Raw genomic sequence first — 25,352 nt, 5'->3', positions numbered from 1 at the left:
GAAGGGGCGATGAGTGATGCAGGTGACAAGGACAGCAGCGAGAGCGCAGCGGGTCGCGTCTTCCCACTCACCAACTGACTGTCGCAATGCGCAGCGAGCGCGATTGGTGCTGGTGTGCGGTTCAGGGCCTCTTCTTTGGTGACTTTCTTCTGGCGCCGCAGAAGAAAGTTACCCCGCCGCCGGGCGGGACTCCCGGCAATGCATCGAGCAGGCACGCTCTCTGCAAAAGCATCCAAGCCAAACACGGAGGCCACGTCACAGCCCCTTCAGGGGACACAACCCCCCACTGCGCCGGTACTCCCGCTGCAACGCATCGAACAGCACCTCGGCATCGACAGCCCGCCCTCGCGCCAGCGCCGCCGAGACCGCATCCAGCACCACGTTCCTCACCTGCCCACCCGCCAACGTACACGCCTCCGCCACCGCCCCCAACTGCCCATCGCTCAACGCATGGTCCACCGGCAAGTGCGCCGCCCACAACCGCAACCGCTCCGCCACCTCCGGCGGCCGGAACGGAATGACGAAATCAAACCGCCGCATGAACGCCGAATCGATGCGCGCCTGCGCATTCGTCGTCACCAGCACCAAGCCCTGGTGGCTCTCCAGCCGCTGCAGCAGGAAGTTGGTTTCCAGGTTGGCGTACCGGTCGTTGCTGGAGCCCACCTCGGTGCGCGGCGCCAGCAGCGCGTCGCCTTCGTCCAGCAGCAGCATCACGTCCAGCGCCTGCGCGGCGGACAGCAGTTTGTGCAGGTTGCGCTCGGTCTCGCCGATGTATTTGCTGACGACGGCCGACAAGTCCAGCCGGTACAGCGGCAGGCCCAACTCGCGCGCCAGCACCTGGGCGGCCAGCGTCTTGCCCGTGCCCGACGGCCCGGCCAGCAACGCACGCACGCCAGCATTGAGCCGCACTGCGAAGGCCGCCGGCAACGCGCTATGCAGCCGATCACGCTGCTGGCAACGCGCGGCCAGCGCGGCGAGGTCGCGCCGCAGCGTGTCGTCCAGCACCAGCGCGTCGGGCGGTGCGTGGGCGGGGTCCAGCCGCTGCGCCAGTCGCGCCAGGCCTGCAGCCCCGCCGGCCAGGGCCGCGTCACGCAGCGTGGCCTCGTCGCTCGAATCGGTATGAGTCAGCGCGCGGTGCAGGTGACCACAAGCCAGATGCAGCCGCGCGGCCAAGCCCGCCGCGTCAGCCAGGCTGGGGCGAGCCTGCTCGATCAGCGCGAGACGCTGCGCGTAGGCCGGCAACGGCAGCGAGACGACGAGCACGTCGGCGGCCAAGCCTTCAAGACCGTCCTCATCGCCCGCCACGACGGCGTAACAGCCTCTCAGCGCCGGCAGGCGCAATGCCTCGCCGGGCACCGCATCCACGCGCAGCAGCGGCATCGCGCCGCACAGAGCCGCCAACGCCGCGAACATGGCCGGCGGCGGGCTGCTGCCGTCGAGCCGGCACTCCAGCACCGGCCGGCCCTGCGCGCGCGCCAAGGCCGCGACCAGGCTGCCACGCCCGTTGTGCTCGGGGCCGCGCACCAGCAACGGCTGGCCGGGCTGCCAGCGCGCCAGGCGCTCGCGGGTTGCCTCGGTCAGCACCAGGTCCTGCAACGCAGGTGCAGCCTCGGCTGCGCGCAGGCGCAGGCCTGGCGTCGGGTCGGCAAACGGCTCGCCACGCAGCGCCGCCCAGCAAGCCTCGTCCACCTCGAAGCGCTGCGCCGCGCGCGACTGGCCGGCGCTCTCGGGCTTGAGCACGCCGGCCTGCAGCAGTGCCCGCAGTGCCGGCCTCAGGCCCTGGCCCGGCAGATTGCCGAAAGCCTGTTGCAGCCAGGCCGGGCCGGGCTGGCCGCCGTCGTCGCCCAGCGCGTGGTTCATGGCCTCGAACAGCGGGCCGAAGCGCCGGTCCTCCTCGGCCAGGCCGTGCACCAGCCACAACTCTCCCGCCTGCTCGGGCCATTCGCGTGTCAACGCGCCGAGGCCAGGATGCACGTGCGCCTCGTCCGGCAGCGCCTCGAAGGCCGCTGCGTACTCCAACGCAAAGCCGAAGCGGCCGGCCACCTCGTCCTCGCCCAGCAGTTCCAGTGCGCTCTGCACGACTCGCCAGGCCGCGGCAAGCAGCAGCGCGCGCAAGGCCGTCGCGGCCTCGGGCCAGAGTTCAGATGGCGTCTCGGATCTCATCGGAACTCGAATCGCAGGCTGCAGCCTGTGGAAGGCAGCCAGCCGGGGTCGCGGTCCAGGCCGGCCAGGCGCCAGGCGACGTCATGGCCGGCGAGGTCGAACTCGGCGACCCATTCGGACTCGCTGAGCCAGAGCCGCGCGGGGTGGGTCAACATCAGCGCGCGCGGCCATTGCGCGGCGCGCAGGCCGAGACGGCGGCACAGGCGGCCGCGCAGCGACCTGGCATAGGCGAGCAACCAAGCTGGCCAAGGGCCAGCCGGCGCGCCGGGTGCCTCGGGTATCCACTCAGATGCGACCCAGTCGCCGGCATGCTCGGCAAGTGCCGCGTGCAGCGGGTCGTCCGGCAACCGCCAGGCCCTGGCCAGCGCAGCCAGCAAGGCCCACATGGGCACCGAAAGGCCGGGGTCGCGTGGGCGCGTGAAATCGGGATAGAGCCCGTCTTCGAGCAGCGCGTTGACGATGAAGAGCAAGGGGCCCTGGTGCGACAGCAACGCGTGAGGCCAGGGCCACGCGGTGTCCGACTCGATGCCTTCGGATTCCGCGCGTGGCACCGGAGCCGGTGAGCTGGGAGGTCTCTCGTGGGGTGCCTCGCGGCTGATGGCGCTGGCGGCGATTTCGCCGGCCGACGTCTCCAAGGATGGCGGGCGCTCGAGCGTGTGCAATGCTTCGGCGGGCGCCAAGACCGGCTGCTGCGTGATCTCCTGCAAAGCCTTGGTCGCGACGAGCCGCTGCTCGGCGTTGGGTGTGACGAGAGGGGCGCCCCTCAGCGTGGCTTGCGGCGCTGGACCAGCCTCAGTCGACCGCAACTGGTAATCGACCTGGACGGCGCCCCGTGCGGCCTGCGGTGTCTGATTCGTCACCGCAGGCTTGCTCGTCGCAGGCAGGGGCTGAACGGCAGCAGGCGGCCGCGCTGGCGCAACCGCTTCGCCACTCGTCATCTGCCGCGACCGCGTTGACTCGACGGGCACCGATGGCGCGACCTGCAACGTGGTCGGCGCGCTCACCGCTGCCGGCTTCATCACAACGACATCGTCGCCAGCCACTGCCACGAAGGTCGTCCGGGTCAGTGCTCGCCCATCAACGACAACACGCGGCAACGCTGGCAGCAGTCCCTCTGCCGCCGTCTCATCCACCGCGCCGGAAGCTCGCTCGGGTAGCAGCGGTACCGTCGGCAATGCCACCGCCACGGCATCCGGCCCAACGGCGCCATGTGCAGGCTCGGCGTCAAACGCCATCACCCTGCCCTGCCCTGCACGCTGCAACAGCCGCTGCGCCGCTGCCTGCGCTTGCGGACGCGCCACCCAGGCCACCTGCCAGTGCGGCCAGCTGCGACCCAGCAGGCCGCGCCACCACCAGCGGTCGAGCTGCCCGGCGCGCGCGGCCAGGGCCAGGCAGGCCAGCATCTCGGCGGCATCGGCAAACAGCACGGCTTCGGCGTCCTCGGGCACCGGGCCGAGGGCCGGGCGGGCCGCCTGGGCCAGCGCGGCATCCAGGCGCTCGCGCCCGGCTGCGATCCAGTCCTGCCGCCAGGCCATCGGCGCGGGGCGCAACAGCGCAGCCTCCGGCGCCTGCAGCCGCATCCGGCGCAGCCACAGCAAGGCCTGCGGCGGCAGGCCACGCGGCAATGCGTCTTCCAGATCCGCGCCCAGCGCCTGCAAAGCCAGCCGCGCAGCCACCGGCTGGGCGCGCGCCGGGGTGCGGGCGCTCAAGCGGTGGATGGCAAGGCTGGCGACCATGGCTAGCGCCGCTTGCGGTCCGGGGCCTGGGTCAGTGCGGACGCTGCAACCGCTAGCTCCTCCTTGCTGGGCCCGCCCTCGCGCCGCCGGCCGGCGGCGAGGATGCGCGCAGCCTGGGAGGCCACCTTGGCCGACGTGCGCTCGCCGCCGCCCGATGTGACCGGGCCGCTGCCGTTGCCGATGTCGCCGGTGGCGCGCAGCAGCAGGCGCTCGGGGTGGCCTTCGAGCTGGGCCAGATGCAGCTGTGCGCCGGCGCGGCGAATGGGGATGTCCTGCCAGCCATCCAGCAGCGCGCGGGCGAACAGCGCGCGGTGCAGCACCTCAGGCGAGGCGGGCACGCCCCCGGGCAGCAGCTTGCGGAACTGCGCGAGCTGCGCCGCCGTCAGCGGCAGCGTGGGCGGCAGCCACACGAAGGCGGCAGCCGTGGCCTTGGCCTCCATCAGCTCGGTGAGGAACTGGGCAGCGAAGGCCTGCATCTCGATGGCCCAGGACTGCGGCCACATGGCGTCACCGGCTTCACCGGGTGGGGCGCTGAGGCGACGGCGCGCGCTGTCGCTGTCCACCCACAGCGGCACCGCCTTGGCGTCGATCTGCAGCAGCGCCAACGGCAGCTCGTCGGCCGTCAGCCCCGGTGCCGCGGCGCCGCCGCCGATGCGCTGGCGCATCCACCAACCAACTCGACCCGTCTCAGGCACCGCCGTCAGGCCCTGGCCTGGCGACAGCAGTGCAAAGGCTAGCTCGTTGCGCAGCGAGGCCGAGTTGATGCCCGGCGAGGTCTGCACCTCGACGAGACGCGCACGCACGGCCGGCTGCTCGGTGCGGCGGTTGCAGGCGCCGACCTCGCCCAGCAGCGTCGCCGCGCGGCCCTGGGGGCTCCAGGCGGGCGTCAACGTCAGCAGGTACAAGCCCGCCAGCGGCTGCCCCTCGGCCAGGCCCGCCGCGCAGTTGCCGAAGCCGCTGAACGAGCTGCCGCGGCCGGCGCTGCTGAGGTCGAGGTCGAGGTTGCCGATGTCGATGACAGCACCCGACGGGGCGACCCCCAGCCCGGCCGCGATATGCAGCACGCTGCCGGCGCCGGCCGCAACCGTCAGCCCTTCGGCCACGCCGCAGCCAATGAGCCGCGCCAGCCGGCGCTCGGCGCCATCGCGGGCCTGCTGCTCGCGGCTCAGGTCTTCGGCGCTGAGCAGGCGGCCGTTGAAGAAGAAGCTGCGCGGCTCGCCGTCGACCGGGATGACCTGGTTGAGCCGGGCGTTCAGGACGGTGTCCATGATCAGGACCTCGCGATGACGAGCCACTGGGGCGAGTCGAGCTTGGTGGCCGCGATGACGGTCAGCGAGTTGGGCGGCTTCAGGCTCAGGCTGCCATCGCCTTCGATGCCGCCCACGGTGAACTCCGTGGCGCCCATCGTCAGCTTGAGGACGATGACCCGGCCCTCGCTGATGGTGCTGAGGCGCTGCTTCAGGTCGGGCAGGGTCAGCTTGCCATTGGTCGTCAGCACGATGACGTGATCCTTGTCGGTGACGACCATGTCGCTGGGCTTGACTGCGTAGCGGATGCCCCATTGCCCGACGTCGGTCGCGCCGCCGCCGGTCGGCGCGGCCGTCTGCACCAGCTCGCCGCTGCTGGCATCCCAGCCCACCAGCGTCGATGTGTTGCGCTGCGGCAGCTTGTCCAGGCTCAGTGCCAGGAAGCGCGGCGCAGCGCCCTGGTGCAGGGGCTGCACGGTGTTGATGGTCACGACGTTGGCGTTGGCCACCGCCGTCAGGCTGGGCGGGCTGGCGGCGTTGCCGGCCGCGACAACCTGAGTCGCCGTGCCGCCACCGCTGGCATCGATGCTGAGCTCCAGCCCACCAGCCACCGTGCGCAGGTTGACCGTGGTGTTCTTGCCGTCCACCAGCGTGGCCAGCACATAGCTGCCACCCGCCGCCTTGCTGCCCAGCAGCAGCTGCATCGCCTGCGGCCGTGTGGCCAGGCCGGTGCCGCCGTCGATGATGCGCACCGGCGCCTTCTGGTTGGGCGCGTAGACGTAGGGCGGCGGCTTGCCCGCGGCCAGGCCGGCCTCGTCACCATCCCAACCCCTGGCTGAGACGACGACGCCCTTGTTGTCCGTCGCGAGCACGCTGTTCAGCGGCGCGCCCAGCACCAGCTCGCCGTCGACGGACACGCTGCCTGTCACATGGGCGTTGCCCCCCACGGCCAGGTCGCCCGTCAAATCCAGCCCGGCGAAATCGGGGCTGGCGCCGGGGCCGATGTCCTGCACGGTGTCCAGCCGGATGCTGGGCGCGGCGCCCGTCGCATCGACCAGGATGTTGGGCGACGCGCCCGAAGGCTTGGGCAACGTGGCGCCCACCAGAGAACCCAGCTCGAAGCGCGCAGCCTGCCCGCCCGAGGCGGCGCGGCCGACGAGGATGGCTCCCGTCGCCGGTGCCGCCGCCTGGCCCGTGCCGCCGTCGGCCACGGGGATGGGCTGGCTCATGTTGGGCCCGTAGTAATCGGGCTTGCCCAAAGCGCCGCCACCGGGCCACTTGATGGCCGGGACGATCTTGGCCTTGGTGTCGCCCGGGGCGGCGCCATCGGTCGTGTCGGGCACGATGTCGATGCGCGTCACCGCGTGGTCGTGCGTCTTGAAGTCGGCCAGCAGGTCCTGCGCGTGGTCCAGCTCGTCGTCGCCCTTGCCGAGCACGTAGTGCGCTTCGCGCGGCGCGTCCTGGCTGCCGTCGCGCAGCAGCCATTCCTGCAGCAGGCGCAGGTGCAGCAGCTGCGGCCGGCCCAGCATGCGCACGGCGCGCGTGCCGCCGGCGCCGGCCTTGGCGTCCACGGCGGCCAGCAGCAGCGCGCGCTCGGCCACCGGCTCGGCGACAGGCGCCGGGCCGTGGTGGGCCATGAAGCCGCTGCGCAGCAGCCGCGTCCACACCTCGAAGGCGGCGGCGTAGTAGGCCGCCACGTCGGCGCGCGGGATCTGCAGCTCCTTGGGCGGCGCGGGCAGGCTGACCTTGCTGGGCTCGGGCAGCGGTGGCGTCGCGCCGGCGGGCATGGCTGGCGTGGGGGCGTGCACGTCGCCCCAGGCGGCGGTGATGGCTTCCTTCAGCCCGGCCTCGACCTGGGTCTGGAAGGTCAGCAGCGTCTGCCCCGCAGGCGCCGTGGTGCGCACCTTGATGCCGCGTATCCACGCGACGACGGCGCGCAGCGCGAGGTCCTCGCTAGCGTCGGGTGGCGTCCAGGAGAAGTCCAACGCAAAGCTGTCGGCGATGCGTGCATCGGCGCTCAACTCGCTCTCGTCGCGGCAGGGCTCGCCGGGAATGGGCACGGGAGAGCCGCTGGCCTCGGCGAAGCGCAGCAGAACGTAGACGGTGGTCTTCGCAGCAGTCGTCGGGTCGCGTGCCAGTTCAGCGTCCAGCCAGGTCTGCAGGTTGGCGCACTGCTCAGCCGCCACGCCAACGAGGCGCCCGTCGGGCATCAACGCCAGGCCCGGCGCCACGCGCACCTGCTGGCCTTCGCTGGCGGAGGCCGGCTTGGGCGCCGACACGCCCAGGCCCGTGATGACGCCGTAGCCGATGGTCTCGCGCAGCGCGCGCTCGTCGCGGGCGGCCAGGTAGGCGTGCTCCTGGCGGAAGTCGTCCACGCCCAGCACCATGCCGAAGGTGTAGTTCACGCGCTGCAGCGGGTCGAGCGCGGCGTCGGGCGCGGGGGTGAAGGTGGAGCCTGTGCAGCAGCCCATGGTCGTCTCCAAAAGGTTCTATCGGTCTAGCCCCACCCGGTCGGGCGGCGGCAAGGGTCTCGGATGCGTCAACTGCCCGCCGCCCAGGTCGCGCTCACCGAGCACGAGGGGGGGCCAGATGGATTCGGATGTCAGCGCCGCCAATTCGGGGCGGCGCAGCAGGCCGTGTTCAAGCCGCGTGTCGTGGCCCAGGCGCGCCTCGCCCACGCGGAACAGCTCGAAGCCAAAGCGGATCTCGGCCACGGTGTGGGCCGGCTTGTCGCGCTCCACGGCGCGCTCCACAGCCGCGCGGCGGCGCGCGAGTTCGTCGAAGTCGAGCTGGGCAGCATCGGGCAGCGGCAGCACGACACGGAAGCGATGCGCGGGGCCGAGGGCGCGCACGATCTGCGCCTCGAAGCGCCACCAGTCGGCCAGCGCCACGGAACCGGCGGGCAGCGACAGCGGGCTGGGGATACGGTCGAAGCCGCGCCAGGCCGTGCCCCAGGCGGCGTTCAGCAGCGAGATGCGGCGCCAGCGGCGGGCGAGATAGTCCTGCCAGCGCTGGCGCAGCGGGGCGCAGGGCTGGGTCGCGGCGAGATAGGTGTCGAAGGCTTCGTCGCGTGGTCGTGGGTCGTCTTCGGGCAGGTCCGCAAGGCGCCAGGACGCCATCAGCGCAGCCTCTTCCTGCGCCGCCCGCGGCACAAAGCCCAGGGCCTGTTGCAGCTTGATCAGGTCCCCCAGCAGCGACTCGTCACCCGCCAACCGCGCGAGCAACGCCGCCCTGCCCTGCGCTGGCCGCCAGGCAACTGATGCCAGCGGCGGCGCGAGGCCGAACAGCTCCTGCAGCCGCACGCCGTGTACGCGCTCGGGCAGGCTCTCCGGCGCGGCCAGCCAGGGTTCGGCGTCGACGGTGTCGGGCTCCCAGGCCAGCGTGGCCACGAGCAGCATGCCGGGCACGGTGCCGCGACGCGCGTGCACACCCGCGGCATGGCGCAGCAACGCGCGGCGGCGCACGGGGCCGGTGGAGCCGTCGAACGTGATGGCCAGCCAGTTGGCCAGCCAGTCCAGCGTGGCGCGGGGCGCGGTGCGGGCGTCGAGCAGCAGCTGGGCCGCGGCGATGCGGTCTTCCCAGCGTGTCAGCTCGCCTTCGAACAGCGCCAGGAAGCGGCCGGTGAACTCGGCGCTGGTCGGGTCCGCGCGGTAGACGGCCGGCAGGTAGTGCTGCAGATAGCTGAAGCGCGGATACCAGGCGCGCAGGCTCGCGAGGCCTGGGCTTTGCTGGCCATCGCCGCTGGCCTGGATGCGCAGTTGCAGGTAGCGGCCGGTGGCGGCCTGCAGCAGGCAGGTCAGCGTCTGGAACTCCTTGCAGGCGCCCAGGGGCGGCTCGCGCCAGGGCAGCTCGGGGCCGGCCGGGTGGGGCAGCAGGCCGGGTTCGTCGCGCCAGGGCTGCAGGCTCAGCGCCTGGGGCGTGTCGGCAGCGCGGCTTTGCAGCTTGAGGGTGCTACCAGGCGGGCGGCGGGCGTCCAGCGCCACGCGGTGCCAGATGCAGGCGGGCGTGGCGCTGTCCCACACAGGGCCGAGCAGCACGCCCTCGCGTTCGCAACGCGGGCGAGGCAGCGTCAGCAGCGGCAGCCAGCGGTCGGCTCCGGCGTAGAAGGCCCGCGCCGACGGGAAGCGGTGCAGCACCTGGCCCGCGCCGAGGCTGGCCAGGCCGCCGGCCTGGTAGTGGCGCAGCGGGATGAAGTCACGCTGCAGTTCGAAGGACCAGACACCGGCGTCGTCCTCGGTCGCCGCAAAGCGGAAGGCCTGGTCGCCGCTGGCGGCCAGCAGCAGCACGTTGAAACGCTGGTCGGCCAGCCATTCGACGGCCAGCGTGCGGGTGGACAGCAGCGTGGGTTGGCCGTCCGCCGTGGCCTGCTCGATCTGTTCTTCGAGCGGGCCTACCGAGCCGCTCTCGTCGCCCTGCCAGTCGACGACGGACAGGTAGAGGCCGTCCATCTGCAGCTTCAACATGAGGAAGCGGCCAGCGGGCAATGCCGCAACGGCCGTCGCATCGGCGCCCAGCGCGAGTTGGCAAGGCGGCTGGGCTGGCGCGGGCTCGGGCGCCGACTCTGCAGAGAACGCCGAGGGGCTGGACACCCGCGGCACGCAGGGGCGCAGGTCGGGGCCCAGCCGGTGCAGCATGCCGGCTGCAAACAGCGCCACGCCGCCATCGTCCAGCGCCAGCAGCGCCTCGGGTGCGGGCATGGCCGGCCAAGGCTGCGGCAGCGGCGGGCCGCCACCGTGCAGGTCGAAGATCAGCAGGCCGCCGGCCGCCGTGCTGGCCACGACGAGGTAGTGACCCGTCGTCACCGTCAGCGCGTCCATCACCAAGGGCGCCGCCGATGTGACCGGCTTGCAGGGGCCGAAGGCACCGGGCTCAGGGTCAGCGGCCGCAGCTTCGGGCAGCGGCCAGAAGTCGGTGATGTTGCCGCTGCCGCTGGACCAGACGCGGATGGCCGTGCCGGCGGCGTTCAGCGCGTACAGATTGCCGTAGGCATCGAAGACGCCACCGGCCCGCGAGCCGGGTTCAGGCAGGGCCGCGGCGCTGCTGGCCTTGAACTCGAACAGCAGCGGCTTGAGCACCAGTTGGCCAAGCGCGGCCTCGTGTGCGGCGTCGTCGGGCAGCCAGGCCCAGTGCGCGTCCGGCTGGGCGCGCTGGGTCCAATCGCTCTTGGTGACAAGGGCGTGGAAGCGGCTGCCGTTGGCATCCATCAGCAGTTCTCCGGCACACGTGGCACGGGCAGGCGGACAACGGGCGTGCGGCCGCCATCGTCTGTGCCACCCGTGCCTTGGCCGATGAGGTCGGACAGCGGCACCGGGTCGCCCAGCGACACCGACAGCCCCGCGATCAGCGGCAGCTGCAGCCCGGCCAGCGGCACGCTGTCGCGCTGGGCGCCGCTGGAGTCGCCCAGCAACAGGCCCGTCACGCCCAGCACGCCGTCGACGCGCGCGGCAACGGTGGCCAGCTCCAGCGCAGCGACGGACTTGAAGAGTGGCCAGCCGGTGGCGCTTGCGGCGTTGGGCAGCGGTGCGAGGAAAGCCTTCAGCGCCGCCTTCACGCGCTCACGCACCTCGGCCACGCCCTGGCCTGCATGCAGCTCGATGCCGACGCTGATCCACAGCCCCGTGTAGGCCGGGCCGCGCAGCAGCACCTCGCAGGTGACGAGGCGGCGCGGCGCGAGGTGGTCGCAAACGGCGTTGATGAAGTCGGCGTTGGGCAGCGGGTAGTCGGGCCGGCGCGGGTCCTGGCGCGGGATCAGCATGCAGGTGACGACGCCCGGCTGATCGCCCGGCAGCCCCGGCGACAGCTCGGGGTGCCAGGCCGGCAGCACCTCGACGCGGCCGACGTCGGCCTGCGGTGTCTCGCGAATGATGGCGTCGAAGTCTTCGGCACTGACGGCGCGCTCGCGGTGGCGCAGCACGAGCGAGATGCGCTTCTCGCCGTCGGCGGCGCTCTCGGCGTCCAGCCCGCCATCGGCCGGGCGCGGGTTGCTGACCTTCACGCCGGGCGGCAGCGTCGGCCCGAGCTTGATCGCGCCGGCGGCGACGTTGCCGGCCGAGCCCGAGGCCCAGTCGAAGCGCACGGCGATTTCGTTGCCAGCGGGCGGGCGGGCGCCGCGCGCGCCGTCGCCGAAGCGGATCTCGCCGCTCTCGGCATCCAGCGCAAAGACGTTCGCGCCGGGCTGGCCCTCGGCGGGCGCGGCCTCCAGTTCGTCGGTCAGCGCCCAAGGCTGGTTGGCGACGAGCAACTGCATGGACTCGGCCAGCACCTGGCCGTGGCTCAGCCGCCGGCGCTGCTCGGGCGAGCCGTCGCCCGGCGGCAGCAGCTCGCGGCTGACGCGGCTGCGCTGGCGCACGGCCGCGCAGTGCGTGCCGGCCCAGGCGAGCTGCACGCCTGCGTTGCTGAGACCGTCGATGCGCAGCCAGGTGATGAGGCGGGCAGCCAGCGCTTCGTCGGTGAGCTGGGGTGGCAGTTCACCCACCCCGGCTTCGAGCGGCTCCGTCTCGGCCCAGGTACCGATGTCGTTGGCTTGGGCTGGCAGCGTGACCTGCAGGATGCCGGCCTGCTCCGGGAAGCCGCTGGGCGCGACGGCGTCCAGGCGCCGGTACTCGCCCGGTGTACCCGTGCCGTCAGCGCGTGCCTTGGGCGCCCAGGCGCTGAGCGCCGGTGGCGGCAGCGCGGGGCGGCCGGGCTGGATGCGTGCGCTCGTCTCGGGCGGCTGCGGCACGAGGCCGATGGACAGCGTGCGGCCGGCGAGTTCGGCCCGGGCGTTGGTCAGGTCGGCCGCGCTGGGCTTGGGGGCAGCCAGCAGTGCAATCCACAGCGCGCCGTCCACGGTCTCGGCGCCGACGTCGATGGCATCGGGCAGGTCGGCGAGCTGCACGCTGTCGTACAGCACGGGCTCCACGCTCGCATCGCCACTGGACGAGAAGTCGCGGCCGGTGGCCTCGTAGAGCTGGCGGTAGTAGTCCAGCAGCGCGGGGTCGGGCGTGCCGACGACGCGCTTGAAGACGACGAGGCCGGTCACGGGCGGCAGATCCAGGCCCGTGTCGCTCAGGAAAGGCACGGCGCCGGCCAGCAACGGCAGGCCCGACGGCAGCGTGATCGTCTTGCGCTCGCCGGCTTCGTTGCTGAACTGCACGAGGGCGCGTGCCGGCTGCGCGGCGCGCAGGCCGATGCCGAGCAGCTGCAGGAACTTGAGGCGGTTTCGCTCGGGGATGAGGTTGGCGCGGTAGAGCAGGCTCTCGGCCATGAAGGCGAAGAGCTCGACAAGGGTGACACCGGGGTCGCTGGGGCCGGTGTGCGTCCACTCGGGCGCATGCACGGCGGCCAGCGCCAGCGTGTCGCGCACCAGTGCGGCGTGGTTGCGGTCGTCGATGGCGGGGAGTTGGATGGGCATTTGCGTTTACCTTCCCTGGACCGGGATGGAGAGGCTCATGCGGCCTGCTTGTGCGGTGGCGACGAGGGTGAAGCTGAGCTCAGCAATCGCCGCTTCGAGGTCGTTCGGGTCGGCGGCGACCTTGATGGTTTCGACCTGCACGCGCGGCTCCCACTTGGCGAGTTGGCGGCGGATGACTTCCTCGATGGCGCGCCAGGTGGTCGGCACGTTGGGTTCGAACAGGAAGCGCTCCAGGCCGGCGCCGTAGTCGGGGCGGCGCAGGCGCTCGCCTTGGGCGGTGAGCAGCAGGATGCGGATGGACTCGCGGACGTTGGCTTCGCCTTCGCTCCAGGCGAGGCGGCCTTCGGGGGTGAGGCGAAGGGGGAAGGCGACGCCTCTTCCGTACAGGGCGGCTTCGTCCGTCATTGAAGGTGCTCCTGGGTGTTTTTGCGAGGAGCCTCTCGACTCGGTGCCGTGTTGCCGGGAGTCCGCCCCGGCGGGCGGGTAACTTTCTTCTGCGGCGCCAGAAGAAAGTCACCAAAGAAGAGGCGCTGAACCGCACACGACCGCGACGCCGCCATCGGCGGCGCGCGAAAACAGCCAGCGGCATTGCGCGCAGACGCGAACCGCTTCGCTCTCGCTGCTGTCCCTGTGACGAGCTCCATCCATTGCCCCTTCACGCCGCTTAACGCCGGCTGCACGCCGGGCTCATCAGGGAATACCGCGTCGCTCGAGCGACGCTGCATTTGGTCTTCTCGTGAGCACGGCGTGCAGCCGCGCGTTAAGCGGGCAGGTGGTGCGATGAGTGGCGCTGGTGACAAGGACAGCAGCGAGAGCGCAGCGGGTCGCTCCGTCCCCGACAACGATCGGTTGTTGTCATGCGTGGCAAGTGCCCGTGGTGTTGGTGTGCGGTTCAGGGCCTCTTCTTTGGTGACTTTCTTCTGGCCCCGCAGAAGAAAGTTACCCCGCTGCCGGGCGGGACTCCCGGCAATGCACCGAGCAGACACAACCCCAGCAAAAGCGACCCGCGACCTCACGACTTCTTCCCCTTCAACCCCGGAATCGGGAAGCACACCATCAAGAACGGCAGCCACCTAAAGATCAGATCCAGCAACGTCGCAATGACGATCAACAAAATGAACGCCACGATCGTGATGATCGGAATCGACAACGAGCAGATCGTCCCGAAGGTCTGCCCCCCAGCTCCTTGAGCACAAGGCGCCATCTCCCCCACGTCCAGGTCCTTGTGGAAAGGCCACGGCAGCACCGACAGCACCATGTCGCCGAACCCCAGCCGCCGCACACGCTTCATCTGCCCGCACAGCAGGTCACTCATGATGAAAGCGCTGTTCTTGCCAAACTTGCGCAGCCCGCCCGGCGAGGTATCAAACGGCAGCGCGATGCGTATGGGCCGTAGCGGCGCATCGGGGTCGAAGAAGCCGGCAAGCTCGAACACCTCGCTGGGCGCGCTCATCACCGCCGGATGCAGCGGCCCGCAGTCGCAGCGCTGGTGCACGAAGCGCAACACGTAGCGCGGCGGGCCGGTGTCGGCCGCGAGCGTGGCCTGCAGCTCGGCAGCCATGCGGGCGGCGTCCGGGGCCTGGGGCGTGGCGGTGCCGAGCGTGGCCGCCGCCAGCGCCTCGTCGATGGCGGCGGCCACGTCGTTGTAGAGCGACTCCAGCCGGCGGTTGGCCACGTCCTGAACGTCGGCGTTGTCACCCGCGCCGACCGTCGGCCAGGGGTTGAACGGGCCGGCGATGGCGCCCGGGCCAGGCGTTGCCACCGCCAACGGGAAGCTGAACGGCGCCCAACCGGCGCCTTTCGGGAAGGGCTGTTCGGTGGCGTCCAGCGCCGTGCCAACACCGGGCTTGCCGATCTCGGCCAGGGCCAGGCGAAGGTTGGGTGCGGGCGTGGTGGCGATGACCTTCACATCGGTCGACAGCACGGCCGCGACGATGGCGCGCTCGGTCGGCCCCCAGGCCGCGGCAGTAAGGCGGTCCAGCAAGGCTTGCGCCTTGAGCGTGCCCGCGGTGCCGCTGGCCAGGCCCGCGTGCACCAGGGGCAGCGTGGCGGCCAGCCATTCCTGCATCTCCTGCAATTGGCGCCAGCTCGATTCCTGCAACTGGTCGTTCAGCTGCGGCAGCGACTTGGCACTGGCCGCGTTGCGGGCCGAGGGCTTGTCGTCCCAGGGCTTGTCGGTCTGCACATCGCCCGTCGAGTCGCGCGATGCACGGGCGCGCTCGATCAGCCCTTGCCAGGGCGCGATGAGCTTCATGCGCGCGCCGGCCTTCAGCTCGTTGGCCCGGTTTGCGGCGGGCGCCGGCGCCGTGCCGACGGACGCGAAGCGGTAATCGTCATGCCGGGCGGCGGGGATCAGCCCGGCCAGCAACTTGCGCGAGCCGCTGGCCGGCGGCTGGTAGCTGAGCGGGAAGACCGCCAGCCACTCCTCGCCCGGCAACGGCTGCGAGGCATCGGCCAGCGGCACCCAGCGCGAGGGCTGGCCGGGCGTCTTGAAGAAGGCGCATTCGCGACCATCGGCCAATAGGCGGCGCAGCAGCATGCCGCTCTTGTCGCCCGAGGCGGTCGTGCGCGTGGGCAGGCCGGGCAGCTCGCAGACGAGATGCGCCGCGGCCAGGTAGAAGCGCTGGTGCACGGGCTGGAAGAGCTTCAGCGGCTTGGGCGCCGGCGGCGTGGCGGCCACCTCGTGGCGCTTGAAACCGATGAGGGCGCGGCTGCGGGCCAGCGCGCGGGCCGGGGCGGACCTGGGTGCTTCCAGCGCTGGCGCGGGGGTGGGCTCGGCGAGCACCTGCCAGGACTCGGGCTTGGCGACGAAGCTGGGCAGCGCCTGCGGCGTGTCGGCCAGCATGGCCAGCAGGCGGTCCATGAAGTCGTCGCTGTCGAAGCGCAGGATGGCGGGCGAGTTGCCAACCGGTGAGGCGACGAAGCTCTCCGCGCCAACCCAACGCAAGACGTGCGAGGCACTCATAGGATGTTCCCCGCGCCTGGCGTGTAGGTCGCCGCGATGATGGTGTTGGTGATGACGGTGTCCGCCTGCACGACCCCCGAGAAGCGCGACATGCCGGCGTCCACGGTGACCATGCCGGCCGACACAGCCACCTGGCTGGCGTTGACCGTCACCTTGGCCGACGCCGTGACGGTGATGCCCGCGGTTTCCAGCTTCACGCTGTTGCCGTTGCTGTCCTCGATGGTCACGCTGCCGGGGCCGTCCTTCAGCGTGAGCTTGCAGCCACCCGGGGTTTCGAGCTGCAGGCGCTCCTGGCCGTCTTGATCGTCGAGCGTGATGACGACGCCGTTGCGGCTCTTGATGACCTTGTGGTTGTTCTGCGAGCTGGCGCTCTCGGGCGGCGAGTCCTGGCCGTTCCACAGGCCGCCGACGATGAAGGGCCAGCGCGGGTCGCCGCCCTGGAAGACGATCAGAACCTCGTCGTCGACCTCGGGCATGAACCAGCTGCCACGGTCCTTGCCGGCGAACAGCGTGGCCATGCGCGCCCAGGCCTCGTAGCGCGCGCCGCCGCCATCGGGGCTCCAGGGCAAGGTGATCTTCACGCGGCCGGTGTTGTCGGGGTCCATCAAGTCCACGACCTGGGCGACGTGGCAGCCGTACCAGCGACCACCCCAGCCTTGCGGGTGGCGGTCTGCATAGAGCGCCTCGGCGGGTGTCATGTCGAACAGACTCATGGCGCCCGTCCGATCCAGGGCCGTTCGGCAACGAACTCCGTGCGCAGGCCCTCGGCCATGTCGAAGCGGTGCGTCACCTCGGCCAGGCTGTACTTGCCGCTGAACAGCGGGCCCAGCCCCGTCAGGTCGACCGTTGCGCCGCAGCGCAGCCGCGCGTCCGGCTGGGCGGTGCCGTGGCCCACGACGAAGCGGCGGTTGATCTGGCGCAGCCAGGCCTCGGCAAGCTGGCGAGCCTCATCGGCCGAGCCAGGGTGCAGGTGGGAAACCATGTCGGGCCGCGCGCCGATCTTCTGCTGCAGCAATGCCGCGCCGGCCTCGCCGTCACCCGTCTCGCTGCCCAGCACGCTGTCGGCGTTGGCCGTCTCCTTGACGGCCTGCTTGTCGGCCACGCTCCAGCCGGCCACGCTCAACTCGGTGCGCTGCAGCGCGAGGTCGGCGCGCACGTCGAAGGCCAGCAGCTTGCCGCCCAGGTCCAGCGGCAGCGCGGTACCGCCGCGGCGCTTGCGGGCAGCCAGGTGCAGGGTGGTGCCGTCCAGCCAGACCTCGGCCTCGCAGCGCCGCGCCTGCTCGCGCAGGAAAGCCAGGTCGCTCTGGTTGACCTGGGCGAGCAACGGCAGCGTGGGCGAGTCCATATCGGCGGCCGCGGTCAGGCCGTGGTCGCTGGCGATGCGTTGGGCGGCGTCGGAAAGGCTGGCCTGGTCGAAGCTGCGCGTGCGGCGCTTCATGCGCAGGTCCTGCAGCTTGTCTTCGAGCTGCACGACGAGCTGGGCCTCACCCATGCCGGCCTTGGGGAAGCGGCCCTGCAGCGCCATCACGCGGCCGGCGAAGAGCACGTCGTTGCCGAGCTTGATGGTGATCTGCTTGCCGAACTCCAGCCGGTCGCGGTCGAACAGCGTGTAGCCGGGGCTGCCGTCGCACGTACCCCAGTTGCCGAAGGCGAGCTGGGCCTGGGCGAGGCCGTCGATGCGCTCACGGATCTCCAGCGCCGCAAGCGCTGCGGCCAGGTCGGACGCGACCTGGCCTTCGACCTCCACCGTGGGCCGGCCGCTACCGAGAGGGATCGAAACGTCGGGCATGTTCAGTGGCTGAAGACGCGAAGTTGCAGCTCGCGCGCGGCGGCGGCGATGCGGCGGGCCTGGGCCAGCGCCTGCAGATCGGGCTCTGCCGGTGCGGGTGCGCCTGCCGCAGCGGGCGCTCCGGGCGCGGCAGGCGGCGCCGGCGCCGGGCTGACTTCGAACTCGTGGATTTCGACGGGCATGGCGGCTTCCTCGGATCAACCGCTGACGATGCGGGGCTTGGTGGCGGAGAGATCGATGAGCTGGCCCGCCGGCATCGCGCGCGGGTTCTCGATGCCGTTGGCCAGGGCCACGGCCTGCCAGCTGGCGCCGCCCTGGAAGGCCGCGCCGGTGCTCAGGCCCAGGCCAGCGCCGACGCTGACCGATGCACCGACCGAAACGCCAGCGGACAGCCCCGCAGAGAAGCCCGCGCCGGCACCGCTGCCGGGAGAAGCCGCCGAACTGCCGCCCCCGGGCGTGGCCCCCGCCGCCTTGGCCGCGTCCTGCAAGGCCTGCAGCGACTGCCCACCAGCGGCGGGCCACAGCGGCCGCGCGCCCGGCACGGTGCCGTCGCCAGTGAAGGCCGGCACGAGGATCTCCTGCTGGATCATGTTCAGCGTCAGGCTGGCGCGCAGCGCCTCGCCCTTGGGCGAGAAGAACTCGACGCTCTCCTCGACGCTTTCGACAATGCCGTCGAACAGGAAATTGCCCCACGAAAACCGCAGCCCTGGCGGTGTGCGCTGCGAGGTGTCGCGTGCGCCCGCCGCGGCCGGCTTGGGCTTGATGAAGTACAGCACCTGGGCCGTGATGCGGCGCACGTCGTCGACGATGAAGGGCGCGCTCGTTGCCGCGGCCACGTCGAACCACAGCTGCACGGCGAGCTTGGTGGTGCCGGTGCCAACGAACTGGCGTGCAGCGCTGCCCTGGCTCTGGTTGCCGCCGCCCCCTCCCCCGCCACCGCTCGCGTTGGGCTGCTCCTTGATCTGGTTGGCGTAGGAGAGCTTCAGCGACTCGGGGTTGAACTGCACGGTCAGCGACTTGCCACCGGGCATCACGTCGCTGAGGTCGTCCTTCAACTCGATGAGCTTGGCGTGCTGGATTTCAAGTTCAGGCATCTGACTTGTCCTCCCACTTGAAGGCCTCGTAGGCGACCTGGATCTCCTCCACCGCCACGTTGCCGTCCTTGGCATTCAGCACCGGCGCCTTCAACTTGATGGGCAGGCAGCGCGACAACACGAAGCGGCCCCACTCGCTCTTGTCATGGCGCAGCACGCTGATCGTGATGCCGGCGCGCAGCGCGGGGTTGGCCAGCGATCGGTCGAACCATTTCCACAGGTCGGTGCCACGTGTGACGCCGCGCTTGAGCGTCAGTTGGCCAAAGCTGACCGGGCCGGCCAGGCGATGCACCCGGTTCGGGTTGCCGCCTTCACGCAGCGTCTTGACCTCCTGGCTGACCTCCAGGCCGTCACAGTCCGAGAAGGCCGCACCGGCCAGCGGCTTGCTGTCGCCGTCCGGCAGGATCTCGACGACGAAGTTCAGCGTCGAGAAGGGCTGCCATTGCTCGCGGGCTGCATCAGCCATCACCGTTCCTCGATCAGGAGTTGCTCACCTGAACGCCGCAAATGCAGCGTCAGGAATCGCAGCGGCCGGCTCGGTGCCACCTGGATCAGCAGGCTGCATTCGCCACGCTCGATCTCGCGATCCGCGGCGGCGCCCGAGGCCGTCTTCAACAGGTAGGACGAGGCGGCATCCACGCCGCGGAAGGCGCCGCGTTGCATCAGCCGGTGCAGCAGTGCGTCGAAGGAGCGCTCCAGGCCGCGGCGCAGCGTCAGGTCGTTGGGCTCGAAGACAAAGCGCTGGCCTTCGCGGCGGCACAGGCGGCGCAGCAGGATGAACAGGCGGCGCACGCCGATGGCGTTCCAGTCGGCATCCGTCGACAAGGTCTGGCTGCGCACAGCGGCAATGCCATCGGCGCGCAAGGCCAGCGGGTTCAGGCCCAGGGCCTCCAGCGCGTCGGCGCCCTGCACTTCACCGGTCAACGCGAGTGCCGCGGGCAGCGGGTCGGCGCCCGGCGCGCCCCAGGCGCCGTGCAAGCGACTGCGGCGGGCGAGCAGGCCCATCAGCGCACCGGTGGGTGGGTGGCTGCGCAGGCGGTCGTCGGCGTCGCGTTGCAGCAGCCAGGGGTGGTGGATGGCGGCAAAGCTGGCGGCGCTCGCGGCCTCGGAGGTGTCGACGAGCTGGGCTTCGGCCCGCAGCGAGGCGACATGGCTGGCGATGGCGGGCACATCCCAGCCCTGCGGCAGGGCGAGCAGCGCAAAGTGCTCGCGGGACCCCGCGCCCAAAGCCAGCAACGCGCGGTTGATGGCGCCGATGACGCCGGCATCCGTTGCCGGCTTGGCCCGCCAACCCGTCGCACGCACATCGAGTTCGGCGACCTCGCTCCACGCGCCGGTCAGGCCGGCGCGGCGGGCACGGGCACGCAGCCACCAGGCGCCGGCGGTGAGCTTGAGGGGCAAGTCGGCAGCCGGCGCGGCGTCGGCAATGACCCGTGCGTCGGAGAAATCGGGCTGGCCGGCGAGCTGCACTTCGAGGCGCTGCGCCACGCCGGTGTCTGCCGGGTCGGCTCGCAGGCGCAGCGTGAACTCGCGATCGGCCGGCAGCACGGCGGGTGGCGCAGGCACGGCAGCGAGGAAGGCGATGCGTGGCGGCTGCGGCGGCACGGGCGGCGGCGGCGCGCAGTCGTCGAAGGTCGCAGGCGGGCAGGCGCAGACCGGGTCGGGCGTCGTCGTCACCACCACGTCGCGGCGCGGCAGCGGGTCGGTGAGCAACCAGCCGGGGTGGACGGCATCGGGCACCAGCACCCAACTGGCCTCGGCCGCGCAGGCATCGTCGCGCCCCAGCGCACCGTGCAGGCCCTTGAGCCGGCGCGGCTTGTCGCCGAAGAAACGCACTTCGTCGGCCCAGCTGAGCAGCAGGCGGCCGCGCAGACCGGGGTTCCAGTCGGGATCCAGGAACAAGCCGGCCTGAAAGTCCGCCAGGCCGTTGCGCTCCAGCGCCCCTCCCTCGGCGGGCTTGGGTGCGGACCAGGCCTCGAAGTCTGAGCCCAGCCCGACCGGCAGCAGCATCCACTCGCCGGCCGGCATGGGCGCGCCGCCGCACAGCGGCCAGTCAGCCGGCGCCAGGCCGAGGTCGTAGGCGGTGTCGGCGTCTGGCGCGAACCAGGGCAGCGCGGTGGCACCGGGCGCCAGGCCGCAGGCATCCAGGTGCTGAAGCGCTGCCTGGGGTGAGCGCAGGGCCAGGTCGACCTGCACGCGTTCGATCAGCCAGTCGACCGGATCGAAGTGCGCGACGCTGCCGTCCGAGCGGCGCCAGTCCAGCGGCAAAGCGTCAACGGCGCCGAAGACATCGGCGCGCTCGACGCGGGCCCAGGCCGGGCTGACCCCGACCTTGGCGCCGGGCCGGCGCGCGCGCAGCAGCTCGCCGCGCGAGATGCCGGCACCGGCCTGCAACGCCTGGCTGCGCACCCGCGCGGCCAGCTCCAGCCGGTCGGCCCACGCGCCGGGGCTGCTGGCCATCAGCTCCAAGTCGGTGGTGGCAACTTTCCAGCCGTCGTCGCCACGCGTGGCCAGCCTCAGGCCGGGCACCACGAAGCGTGCCGACCTGGCCCCCTCGCCCGCCACGCGGATCACATGGCAGCGGCGCCCGCCACCGGCGAAGAAGGCGGCCACCGCCGGCGGGAGATGGGCCTGGAGCCGCTCCGACGGATCACCGCCCGCCTGCACGAGATCGAGCGCACCGCCGAAGACGGCTTCATAGGCCGAGGCGCTGTCCAGCGCGACCGGCCGATGCAGCGGCCCCTTGGCCGCGAAGCCGATGAAAACCGGCACGTCCATGACGGGCATGCCGTCGCCGCTGGGCGTCGGGTCGTCAACGATGCGAACTCCGACTGCCACGTTTGACCTCATTCCATTTCGAGGCGTTCGTAGCTCAGCGTCAGCTCTTCCATCGCCACGTCCGTACCCTTCGCGTTGAAGGGCCCCGACGTGTGTTTCATGATCCGCGCGTTGATGAGGCGCCAGGTCTGCACGGTCTGCGTGCGGTCCTCGCTCTTGAGCTCGACGGTGACGGTGCGCAGGCCGTTGCTGGCGCCGTTGCGCACGTCGTCCAGCCATTTGTAGAGGTCCAGCGAGCCGATGACGCCACGCTTCATCGTCACGTCGGTGGCCTTGTTCAGGCCGGCCGTCTTGATGACGTTGTTGAAGGCGTAGTTGCCGGGGCGGTACTCGGTGATGGAGACTTCCATGCCGATGCCGCTGACCTCCTGGAAGCCGGCCTGGGGCGTGTTGGTCACCCCGTCGCCGAGGTTGACGTGGAAGTTGAACTGGACATAGGGTCGATCACGAACGACGGCCATGGTGGGCTCCTATCTCAGGACTTTTGGTCGGCCGTCCACTGGCCAATCCGGAAGATGACGAATTCCGCCGGGCGCAGCGGCGCGACGCCGATCAGGCAGACGAGGCGGCCGTTGTCGAGGTCGTTCTGCGTCATCGTCGAGCGGTCGCAGCGCACGAAGAAGGCCTTGTCGGGCTTGTCGCCCAGCAGCGCGCCGTTGGCCCACTCGTTCATCAGGAAGTCCCGCACGGTGGCGCGCACGTTGGCCCACAGCGCCTCGCCGTTGGGCTCGAACACGGCCCACTGCGTGCCCTTGTCGATGGACCGCTCCAGGTAGGCGAAGTAGCGCCGCAGGTTGACGTATTTCCACTCGGGGTCCGAACTGATCGTGCGTGCGCCCCAGAGGCGGTTGCCGCGGCCCTCGAAGAAGCGGAAGCAGTTGATGCCCTCGGGGTTGAGCACCTCCTGCTGGGCCGTGTTGATGAGCGTCTCGAAGCCGATGGCGCCTCGCACCACCTCGTTGGCCGGCGCCTTGTACACGGCGCGCTCGGTGTCGTTGCGGGCGTAGATGCCGGCGACGAAGCCCGAGGGCGGCAGGTTGAGCGGCTTGCGGGTGATGCCGTCGAAGACGGTGACCCAGGGGTAGTAGAGGGCCGCGTACTTGCTGTCCAGCTTGGCCTTGAACTTGCGCACGTCGGCGATCTTCATGCCCTCGTGCGAGTCGATGACGGCGATGCGGTAGCGCATCTTCTCGGCATGGGCGATGAGCAGGTTGGTGATGGCGGCCACGTCGTCGGGGCGGCTGGCGGCCTTCCAGGTGGAGCCGGGCGCGGCGACGATGGAGATGTCCTCGATGGCCTCGAACTGCTTGAGGCCGGTGGCGTAGTCCTGCGTGGGGTCGGCGCGGCCTTCGTACTCGGTGCGGCCGGGCAGCAGGCCGTCGTTGCCGCCTGCCAGCCAGGCGGTGGCCTGCAGGCCGCGCTCGAACTTCTTGCGCAGCGACACGAGCTCGTTCTGGCCGGCGTCGTCCCACTCGATCTGCGTGATCTTCAGGTCCAGGCCGGTGCTCAGCGCATCCAGTGCCTTCAGCAGGTCGCTGCCGTTGTCGATGAGGTTGGAGGTCGCGTCGCTGCCGTTGAGCAGCACGATGGGCAGGCCGGCGCTGCTCGGGCCGGCGAGGCTGAACAGGTCGAAGATGCCATCCGGCACGCCGGCCGTCTTGTGCGCGGGCTCCAGCGGCAGGCCGCTCCAGGCGCCCTGCGAGCGGCCGTCGGCGGTCAGTACCTCGAGGCTCAGCGACACGGGGCGAATGGCGTCGCCGCTGCCGGGGGTGAGCGTCAGCGCGAAGTCGGCCAGCGAGAAGCTCGTCGCCCCGCCCGGCGCGCCAGCAGGTGCCACGCCGGCCGTGAAGCTCCAGACGCCGGCCACGCTGCGGCGGGCAACGTACAGCGGCAGGTCGGCCATCGTGCGCAGCGCGGCAGGCGGGTTGGCACCCGTGGCCGGCGTGACCAGCGCGGCGCTGGCCGTGGAGATCCAGACGACATCGCCGTCAGCCAGGTTGGCCAGCGTCGGGATGAGGCCGCCACCGCCGCCCGGGTCGGGCAGTGCGCCCAGCACGTTGGGGCCGAGCTTGACGCCGGTGCGCACCTGCAAATTGCCCATCGCGCCGGGGTACCGCGCGACGATACGGAACTGGTCAGGCGCGCTGCCGACGAGCAGGCGGCCATGGCCGTCGGCGTAGGGCGCGGCGGCGAAGCTGTCGCCGAGCGCTGTCGGGTAGTTGCCGCTGCGCGGGCGGAAGACGCGGCTCACGTAGACGCGCTTGCCGCCCTCCTCGAAGAAGCTGCGCACGGCCTGCCAGAGGTAGTTGGCGCCGGTGGTGCTGCCGTCGGCGCCAAAACCGAGCTGGTTGCCGTCGCCATAGCTGCGCTCGAACTCGGTCAGGCTGGTGAGGATGTCGGGCGCCTCGGTGACGGGGCCATAGCGGCTGGGGCCGATGAAGCCGGTCGTCGTCGTGCTGACGCCTTCGATGGACTTCGATCGGAAGGAGACCTCCTCGACGAATACACCGGGCGCAAGATATTCGGGCATGACGGTCTCCTTCGTGGAACGTGAATCACATCGGCGACAGGCGCAGTTCGCGCTGCGCCGGCGGCAGGCCGAGGGTGGCGAGGATCAAAGGCTCGCCGGGGATGAAAGCGGGGACGGGGTAGTGGTTGTTGCCGTTGAGGTGGTCCATCGCCTGCACCTCGGGCTGGGTGGCGAAGGCCAGCACGTCCGGCGCGCCCAGGCCCAAGGACGCGGCGGCCAGCGCAGGATCGGCAAAGACTCTGAGCTGCGATGCCGGGCCGGGCGGCGAGCCGGGGCGGTTGGGGCGCGGCTGGGGCAGGTGCAGGCTGAGGCGGCCTTCGGCGTCGCTCGCGCCCTCATGCACGCGGCCATCGCCGTCGGTGAGGCTGACGCGGGCCCAGGCCGCCGCCGCCGCACCGTCATTCCAGACGAGCAGGCCGTAGATGCTGGCCATGCCCGGCGGCACGCGCCGCGCCGGCGCGGACAGCAGGCTCACACGCAGCAGCCGCGAGCTGCCAAAGACGGTGCCGCCAATGATTTGACCCACGGGCGTGGTGGGCAGCGGCCAGGGCAGGCTGAGCGGCAGGAAGCGCTCCTGCTCGTCGCGCACGACGACATCGGCGAACACTGGCGCAGCGGGGTCGGGGTCGCGCCAGCGTTCGGCCAGATCGGGCCAGTGGTGCACGCCCGAGGGCGAGGCCACGCCGCGGCCCAGCAGCTTGCCGCCGCGCCGGAGCACGAGGCTGCAGCGCAGGCCCGACTGCACGGGCATGCCGGTGGCGCCGTCGACAAAGGCGAGCGCATCGCCGGCCGGCAGCAGCAGTTCATCCAGCGGTGGCCTGAGCAGCGTGGCGACCATCAGGCGATACCTCCAGGCGAGCCCAGGCCGAAGCGGCGCTCGGTGACCGGCGCGCCGGTGGGCTGGGGCTGGTCGATGTCCAGCAGCACCATGCGAGCGACATAGGTCATGCCGGCCTGGAAGCCGCTCTTCACGCGGTCCCACAGCGCCAGGTAGTCGACGGTGTTCAGCGGGTCGGCAATCAGCTCGACCGTCTCCTCGGGCTGGAAGACGGTCGGGTTGCCCTTGGTGTAGCGGTTGATGACCTCGCCGCTGAGCGCGGGCATCTGGTGCAGGAAGGCCAGCGCCCAGCCGAGCATCTGCGTCTGCTTGTCCGCCGTGGCGGCGATGGGCAGCATCAGGAAGTACAGGTCTACCGGCATCGAGGGCTTGAACAGTTTCCCGTCGCGCGCCCGCCGCGGCGGCAGGTTGCGCGGCGAGCTGCCGATGCCGACGCGCCACAGGATGAGATAGAAGCCCTCGGCAGGCACGGTCTGGCCTTCGGTGAGGCTGCCGAGAGACGCCAGTTCGAACTTGGCCGATGCGCCGAGCTGCAGGTCGGCCACGGGGCAGGCTTCGCGCATCAGTTCGAGCACGCTCTCACCCACCGCGCGGATGGCCGCGTATTGCGCCATCAGCGTGCCCGCCTCTGCTGATTCACCCTTGTCTCCCATCCCGCTCTGAACGGGGTGCGCCGATCCTAGGAAGGGGGTTCCGGGGCGGTCATCCTGTTTGTTAGGGACAGCTCGCGGGACGTCATCAACCGAGAGAAGCCGAAGC

18 protein-coding genes are annotated in these 25,352 nt (G+C 71.3%); all 18 read right to left on the bottom strand.

Translation table 11 applies throughout. The annotated features are described in order from the left end of the window. Positions 1 to 255: 255 nt before the first annotated feature. Positions 256 to 2,163 carry an AAA family ATPase gene (locus AC07V5_RS21230; RefSeq protein ID WP_495117692.1) on the bottom strand — a complete coding sequence of 636 codons (1,908 nt, stop codon included), beginning with the start codon at positions 2,161 to 2,163 and terminating at the stop codon, positions 256 to 258. Continuing rightward, positions 2,160 to 3,899, bottom strand: coding sequence for a hypothetical protein (locus tag AC07V5_RS21225; protein WP_495117691.1), 1,740 nt, complete (start codon positions 3,897 to 3,899; stop codon positions 2,160 to 2,162). Before AC07V5_RS21225 ends, AC07V5_RS21230 begins: the two co-directional genes overlap by 4 nt. Positions 3,900 to 3,901: 2 nt before the next feature. After that, positions 3,902 to 5,167 carry a hypothetical protein gene (locus AC07V5_RS21220; protein WP_495117690.1) on the bottom strand — a complete coding sequence of 422 codons (1,266 nt, stop codon included), beginning with the start codon at positions 5,165 to 5,167 and terminating at the stop codon, positions 3,902 to 3,904. A 2-nt stretch (positions 5,168 to 5,169) separates the two neighbouring features. Beyond that, a complete protein-coding gene (locus tag AC07V5_RS21215; protein WP_495117689.1) occupies positions 5,170 to 7,617 on the bottom strand; it encodes a hypothetical protein in 2,448 nt (815 codons plus the stop codon). An 18-nt stretch (positions 7,618 to 7,635) separates the two neighbouring features. Continuing rightward, the gene (locus tag AC07V5_RS21210) at positions 7,636 to 10,350 is read right to left on the bottom strand and encodes a phage tail protein (protein WP_495117688.1); all 2,715 of its coding nucleotides are present in this window, start codon (positions 10,348 to 10,350) and stop codon (positions 7,636 to 7,638) included. After that, positions 10,350 to 12,539: a baseplate J/gp47 family protein gene (locus AC07V5_RS21205; RefSeq protein ID WP_495117687.1), complete on the bottom strand. Its 2,190-nt coding sequence runs from the start codon at positions 12,537 to 12,539 to the stop codon at positions 10,350 to 10,352. Before AC07V5_RS21205 ends, AC07V5_RS21210 begins: the two co-directional genes overlap by 1 nt. Before the next feature lie 6 nt (positions 12,540 to 12,545). Next, positions 12,546 to 12,944 carry a GPW/gp25 family protein gene (locus AC07V5_RS21200; RefSeq protein ID WP_495117686.1) on the bottom strand — a complete coding sequence of 133 codons (399 nt, stop codon included), beginning with the start codon at positions 12,942 to 12,944 and terminating at the stop codon, positions 12,546 to 12,548. A gap of 607 nt (positions 12,945 to 13,551) precedes the next feature. After that, the gene (locus AC07V5_RS21195; protein ID WP_495117685.1) at positions 13,552 to 15,504 is read right to left on the bottom strand and encodes a hypothetical protein; all 1,953 of its coding nucleotides are present in this window, start codon (positions 15,502 to 15,504) and stop codon (positions 13,552 to 13,554) included. After that, positions 15,501 to 16,217 (bottom strand): phage baseplate assembly protein V, encoded by a 717-nt coding sequence (locus AC07V5_RS21190; protein WP_495117684.1) that lies wholly within the window; start codon positions 16,215 to 16,217, stop codon positions 15,501 to 15,503. Before AC07V5_RS21190 ends, AC07V5_RS21195 begins: the two co-directional genes overlap by 4 nt. Further along, complete coding sequence (locus AC07V5_RS21185) at positions 16,214 to 17,293, bottom strand: phage late control D family protein (protein WP_495117683.1); 1,080 nt, start codon at positions 17,291 to 17,293, stop codon at positions 16,214 to 16,216. The genes AC07V5_RS21190 and AC07V5_RS21185 overlap by 4 nt, the downstream gene beginning before the upstream one ends. Before the next feature lie 2 nt (positions 17,294 to 17,295). After that, positions 17,296 to 17,475, bottom strand: coding sequence for a hypothetical protein (locus AC07V5_RS21180; RefSeq protein WP_495117682.1), 180 nt, complete (start codon positions 17,473 to 17,475; stop codon positions 17,296 to 17,298). A 15-nt stretch (positions 17,476 to 17,490) separates the two neighbouring features. After that, positions 17,491 to 18,387, bottom strand: coding sequence for a CIS tube protein (locus tag AC07V5_RS21175; protein WP_495117681.1), 897 nt, complete (start codon positions 18,385 to 18,387; stop codon positions 17,491 to 17,493). Next, complete coding sequence (locus AC07V5_RS21170) at positions 18,380 to 18,853, bottom strand: phage tail protein (RefSeq protein ID WP_495117680.1); 474 nt, start codon at positions 18,851 to 18,853, stop codon at positions 18,380 to 18,382. Before AC07V5_RS21170 ends, AC07V5_RS21175 begins: the two co-directional genes overlap by 8 nt. After that, positions 18,853 to 21,225: a hypothetical protein gene (locus tag AC07V5_RS21165; RefSeq protein ID WP_495117679.1), complete on the bottom strand. Its 2,373-nt coding sequence runs from the start codon at positions 21,223 to 21,225 to the stop codon at positions 18,853 to 18,855. Before AC07V5_RS21165 ends, AC07V5_RS21170 begins: the two co-directional genes overlap by 1 nt. 8 nt (positions 21,226 to 21,233) lie before the next feature. After that, a complete protein-coding gene (locus AC07V5_RS21160; protein WP_495117678.1) occupies positions 21,234 to 21,686 on the bottom strand; it encodes a phage tail protein in 453 nt (150 codons plus the stop codon). 14 nt (positions 21,687 to 21,700) lie between these two features. Next, positions 21,701 to 23,755: a phage tail sheath subtilisin-like domain-containing protein gene (locus tag AC07V5_RS21155; protein ID WP_495117677.1), complete on the bottom strand. Its 2,055-nt coding sequence runs from the start codon at positions 23,753 to 23,755 to the stop codon at positions 21,701 to 21,703. Positions 23,756 to 23,780: 25 nt separating this feature from the next. After that, positions 23,781 to 24,593: a hypothetical protein gene (locus AC07V5_RS21150; RefSeq protein WP_495117676.1), complete on the bottom strand. Its 813-nt coding sequence runs from the start codon at positions 24,591 to 24,593 to the stop codon at positions 23,781 to 23,783. Next, positions 24,593 to 25,246 carry a Pvc16 family protein gene (locus tag AC07V5_RS21145; protein ID WP_495117675.1) on the bottom strand — a complete coding sequence of 218 codons (654 nt, stop codon included), beginning with the start codon at positions 25,244 to 25,246 and terminating at the stop codon, positions 24,593 to 24,595. The genes AC07V5_RS21150 and AC07V5_RS21145 overlap by 1 nt, the downstream gene beginning before the upstream one ends. Positions 25,247 to 25,352: the final 106 nt, after the last annotated feature.

This window comes from Roseateles sp. GW821-FHT02E12 (assembly GCF_059421665.1).
The sequence above is the reverse complement of the archived record's forward strand: the minus strand, read 5'-3'. Positions and strand labels throughout refer to the sequence as shown.

Coding starts and splice junctions, on each gene's coding strand:
- AC07V5_RS21155 (WP_495117677.1), bottom strand. CDS start 23,755: ATGCCCGAATATCTTGCGCCCGGTGTATTCGTCGAGGAGGTCTCCTTC.
- AC07V5_RS21230 (WP_495117692.1), bottom strand. CDS start 2,163: ATGAGATCCGAGACGCCATCTGAACTCTGGCCCGAGGCCGCGACGGCC.
- AC07V5_RS21195 (WP_495117685.1), bottom strand. CDS start 15,504: ATGAGTGCCTCGCACGTCTTGCGTTGGGTTGGCGCGGAGAGCTTCGTC.
- AC07V5_RS21220 (WP_495117690.1), bottom strand. CDS start 5,167: ATGGACACCGTCCTGAACGCCCGGCTCAACCAGGTCATCCCGGTCGAC.
- AC07V5_RS21225 (WP_495117691.1), bottom strand. CDS start 3,899: ATGGTCGCCAGCCTTGCCATCCACCGCTTGAGCGCCCGCACCCCGGCG.
- AC07V5_RS21150 (WP_495117676.1), bottom strand. CDS start 24,593: ATGGTCGCCACGCTGCTCAGGCCACCGCTGGATGAACTGCTGCTGCCG.
- AC07V5_RS21145 (WP_495117675.1), bottom strand. CDS start 25,246: ATGGGAGACAAGGGTGAATCAGCAGAGGCGGGCACGCTGATGGCGCAA.
- AC07V5_RS21170 (WP_495117680.1), bottom strand. CDS start 18,853: ATGGCTGATGCAGCCCGCGAGCAATGGCAGCCCTTCTCGACGCTGAAC.
- AC07V5_RS21190 (WP_495117684.1), bottom strand. CDS start 16,217: ATGAGTCTGTTCGACATGACACCCGCCGAGGCGCTCTATGCAGACCGC.
- AC07V5_RS21200 (WP_495117686.1), bottom strand. CDS start 12,944: ATGACGGACGAAGCCGCCCTGTACGGAAGAGGCGTCGCCTTCCCCCTT.
- AC07V5_RS21205 (WP_495117687.1), bottom strand. CDS start 12,539: ATGCCCATCCAACTCCCCGCCATCGACGACCGCAACCACGCCGCACTG.
- AC07V5_RS21180 (WP_495117682.1), bottom strand. CDS start 17,475: ATGCCCGTCGAAATCCACGAGTTCGAAGTCAGCCCGGCGCCGGCGCCG.
- AC07V5_RS21210 (WP_495117688.1), bottom strand. CDS start 10,350: ATGGATGCCAACGGCAGCCGCTTCCACGCCCTTGTCACCAAGAGCGAT.
- AC07V5_RS21175 (WP_495117681.1), bottom strand. CDS start 18,387: ATGCCTGAACTTGAAATCCAGCACGCCAAGCTCATCGAGTTGAAGGAC.
- AC07V5_RS21185 (WP_495117683.1), bottom strand. CDS start 17,293: ATGCCCGACGTTTCGATCCCTCTCGGTAGCGGCCGGCCCACGGTGGAG.
- AC07V5_RS21160 (WP_495117678.1), bottom strand. CDS start 21,686: ATGGCCGTCGTTCGTGATCGACCCTATGTCCAGTTCAACTTCCACGTC.
- AC07V5_RS21215 (WP_495117689.1), bottom strand. CDS start 7,617: ATGGGCTGCTGCACAGGCTCCACCTTCACCCCCGCGCCCGACGCCGCG.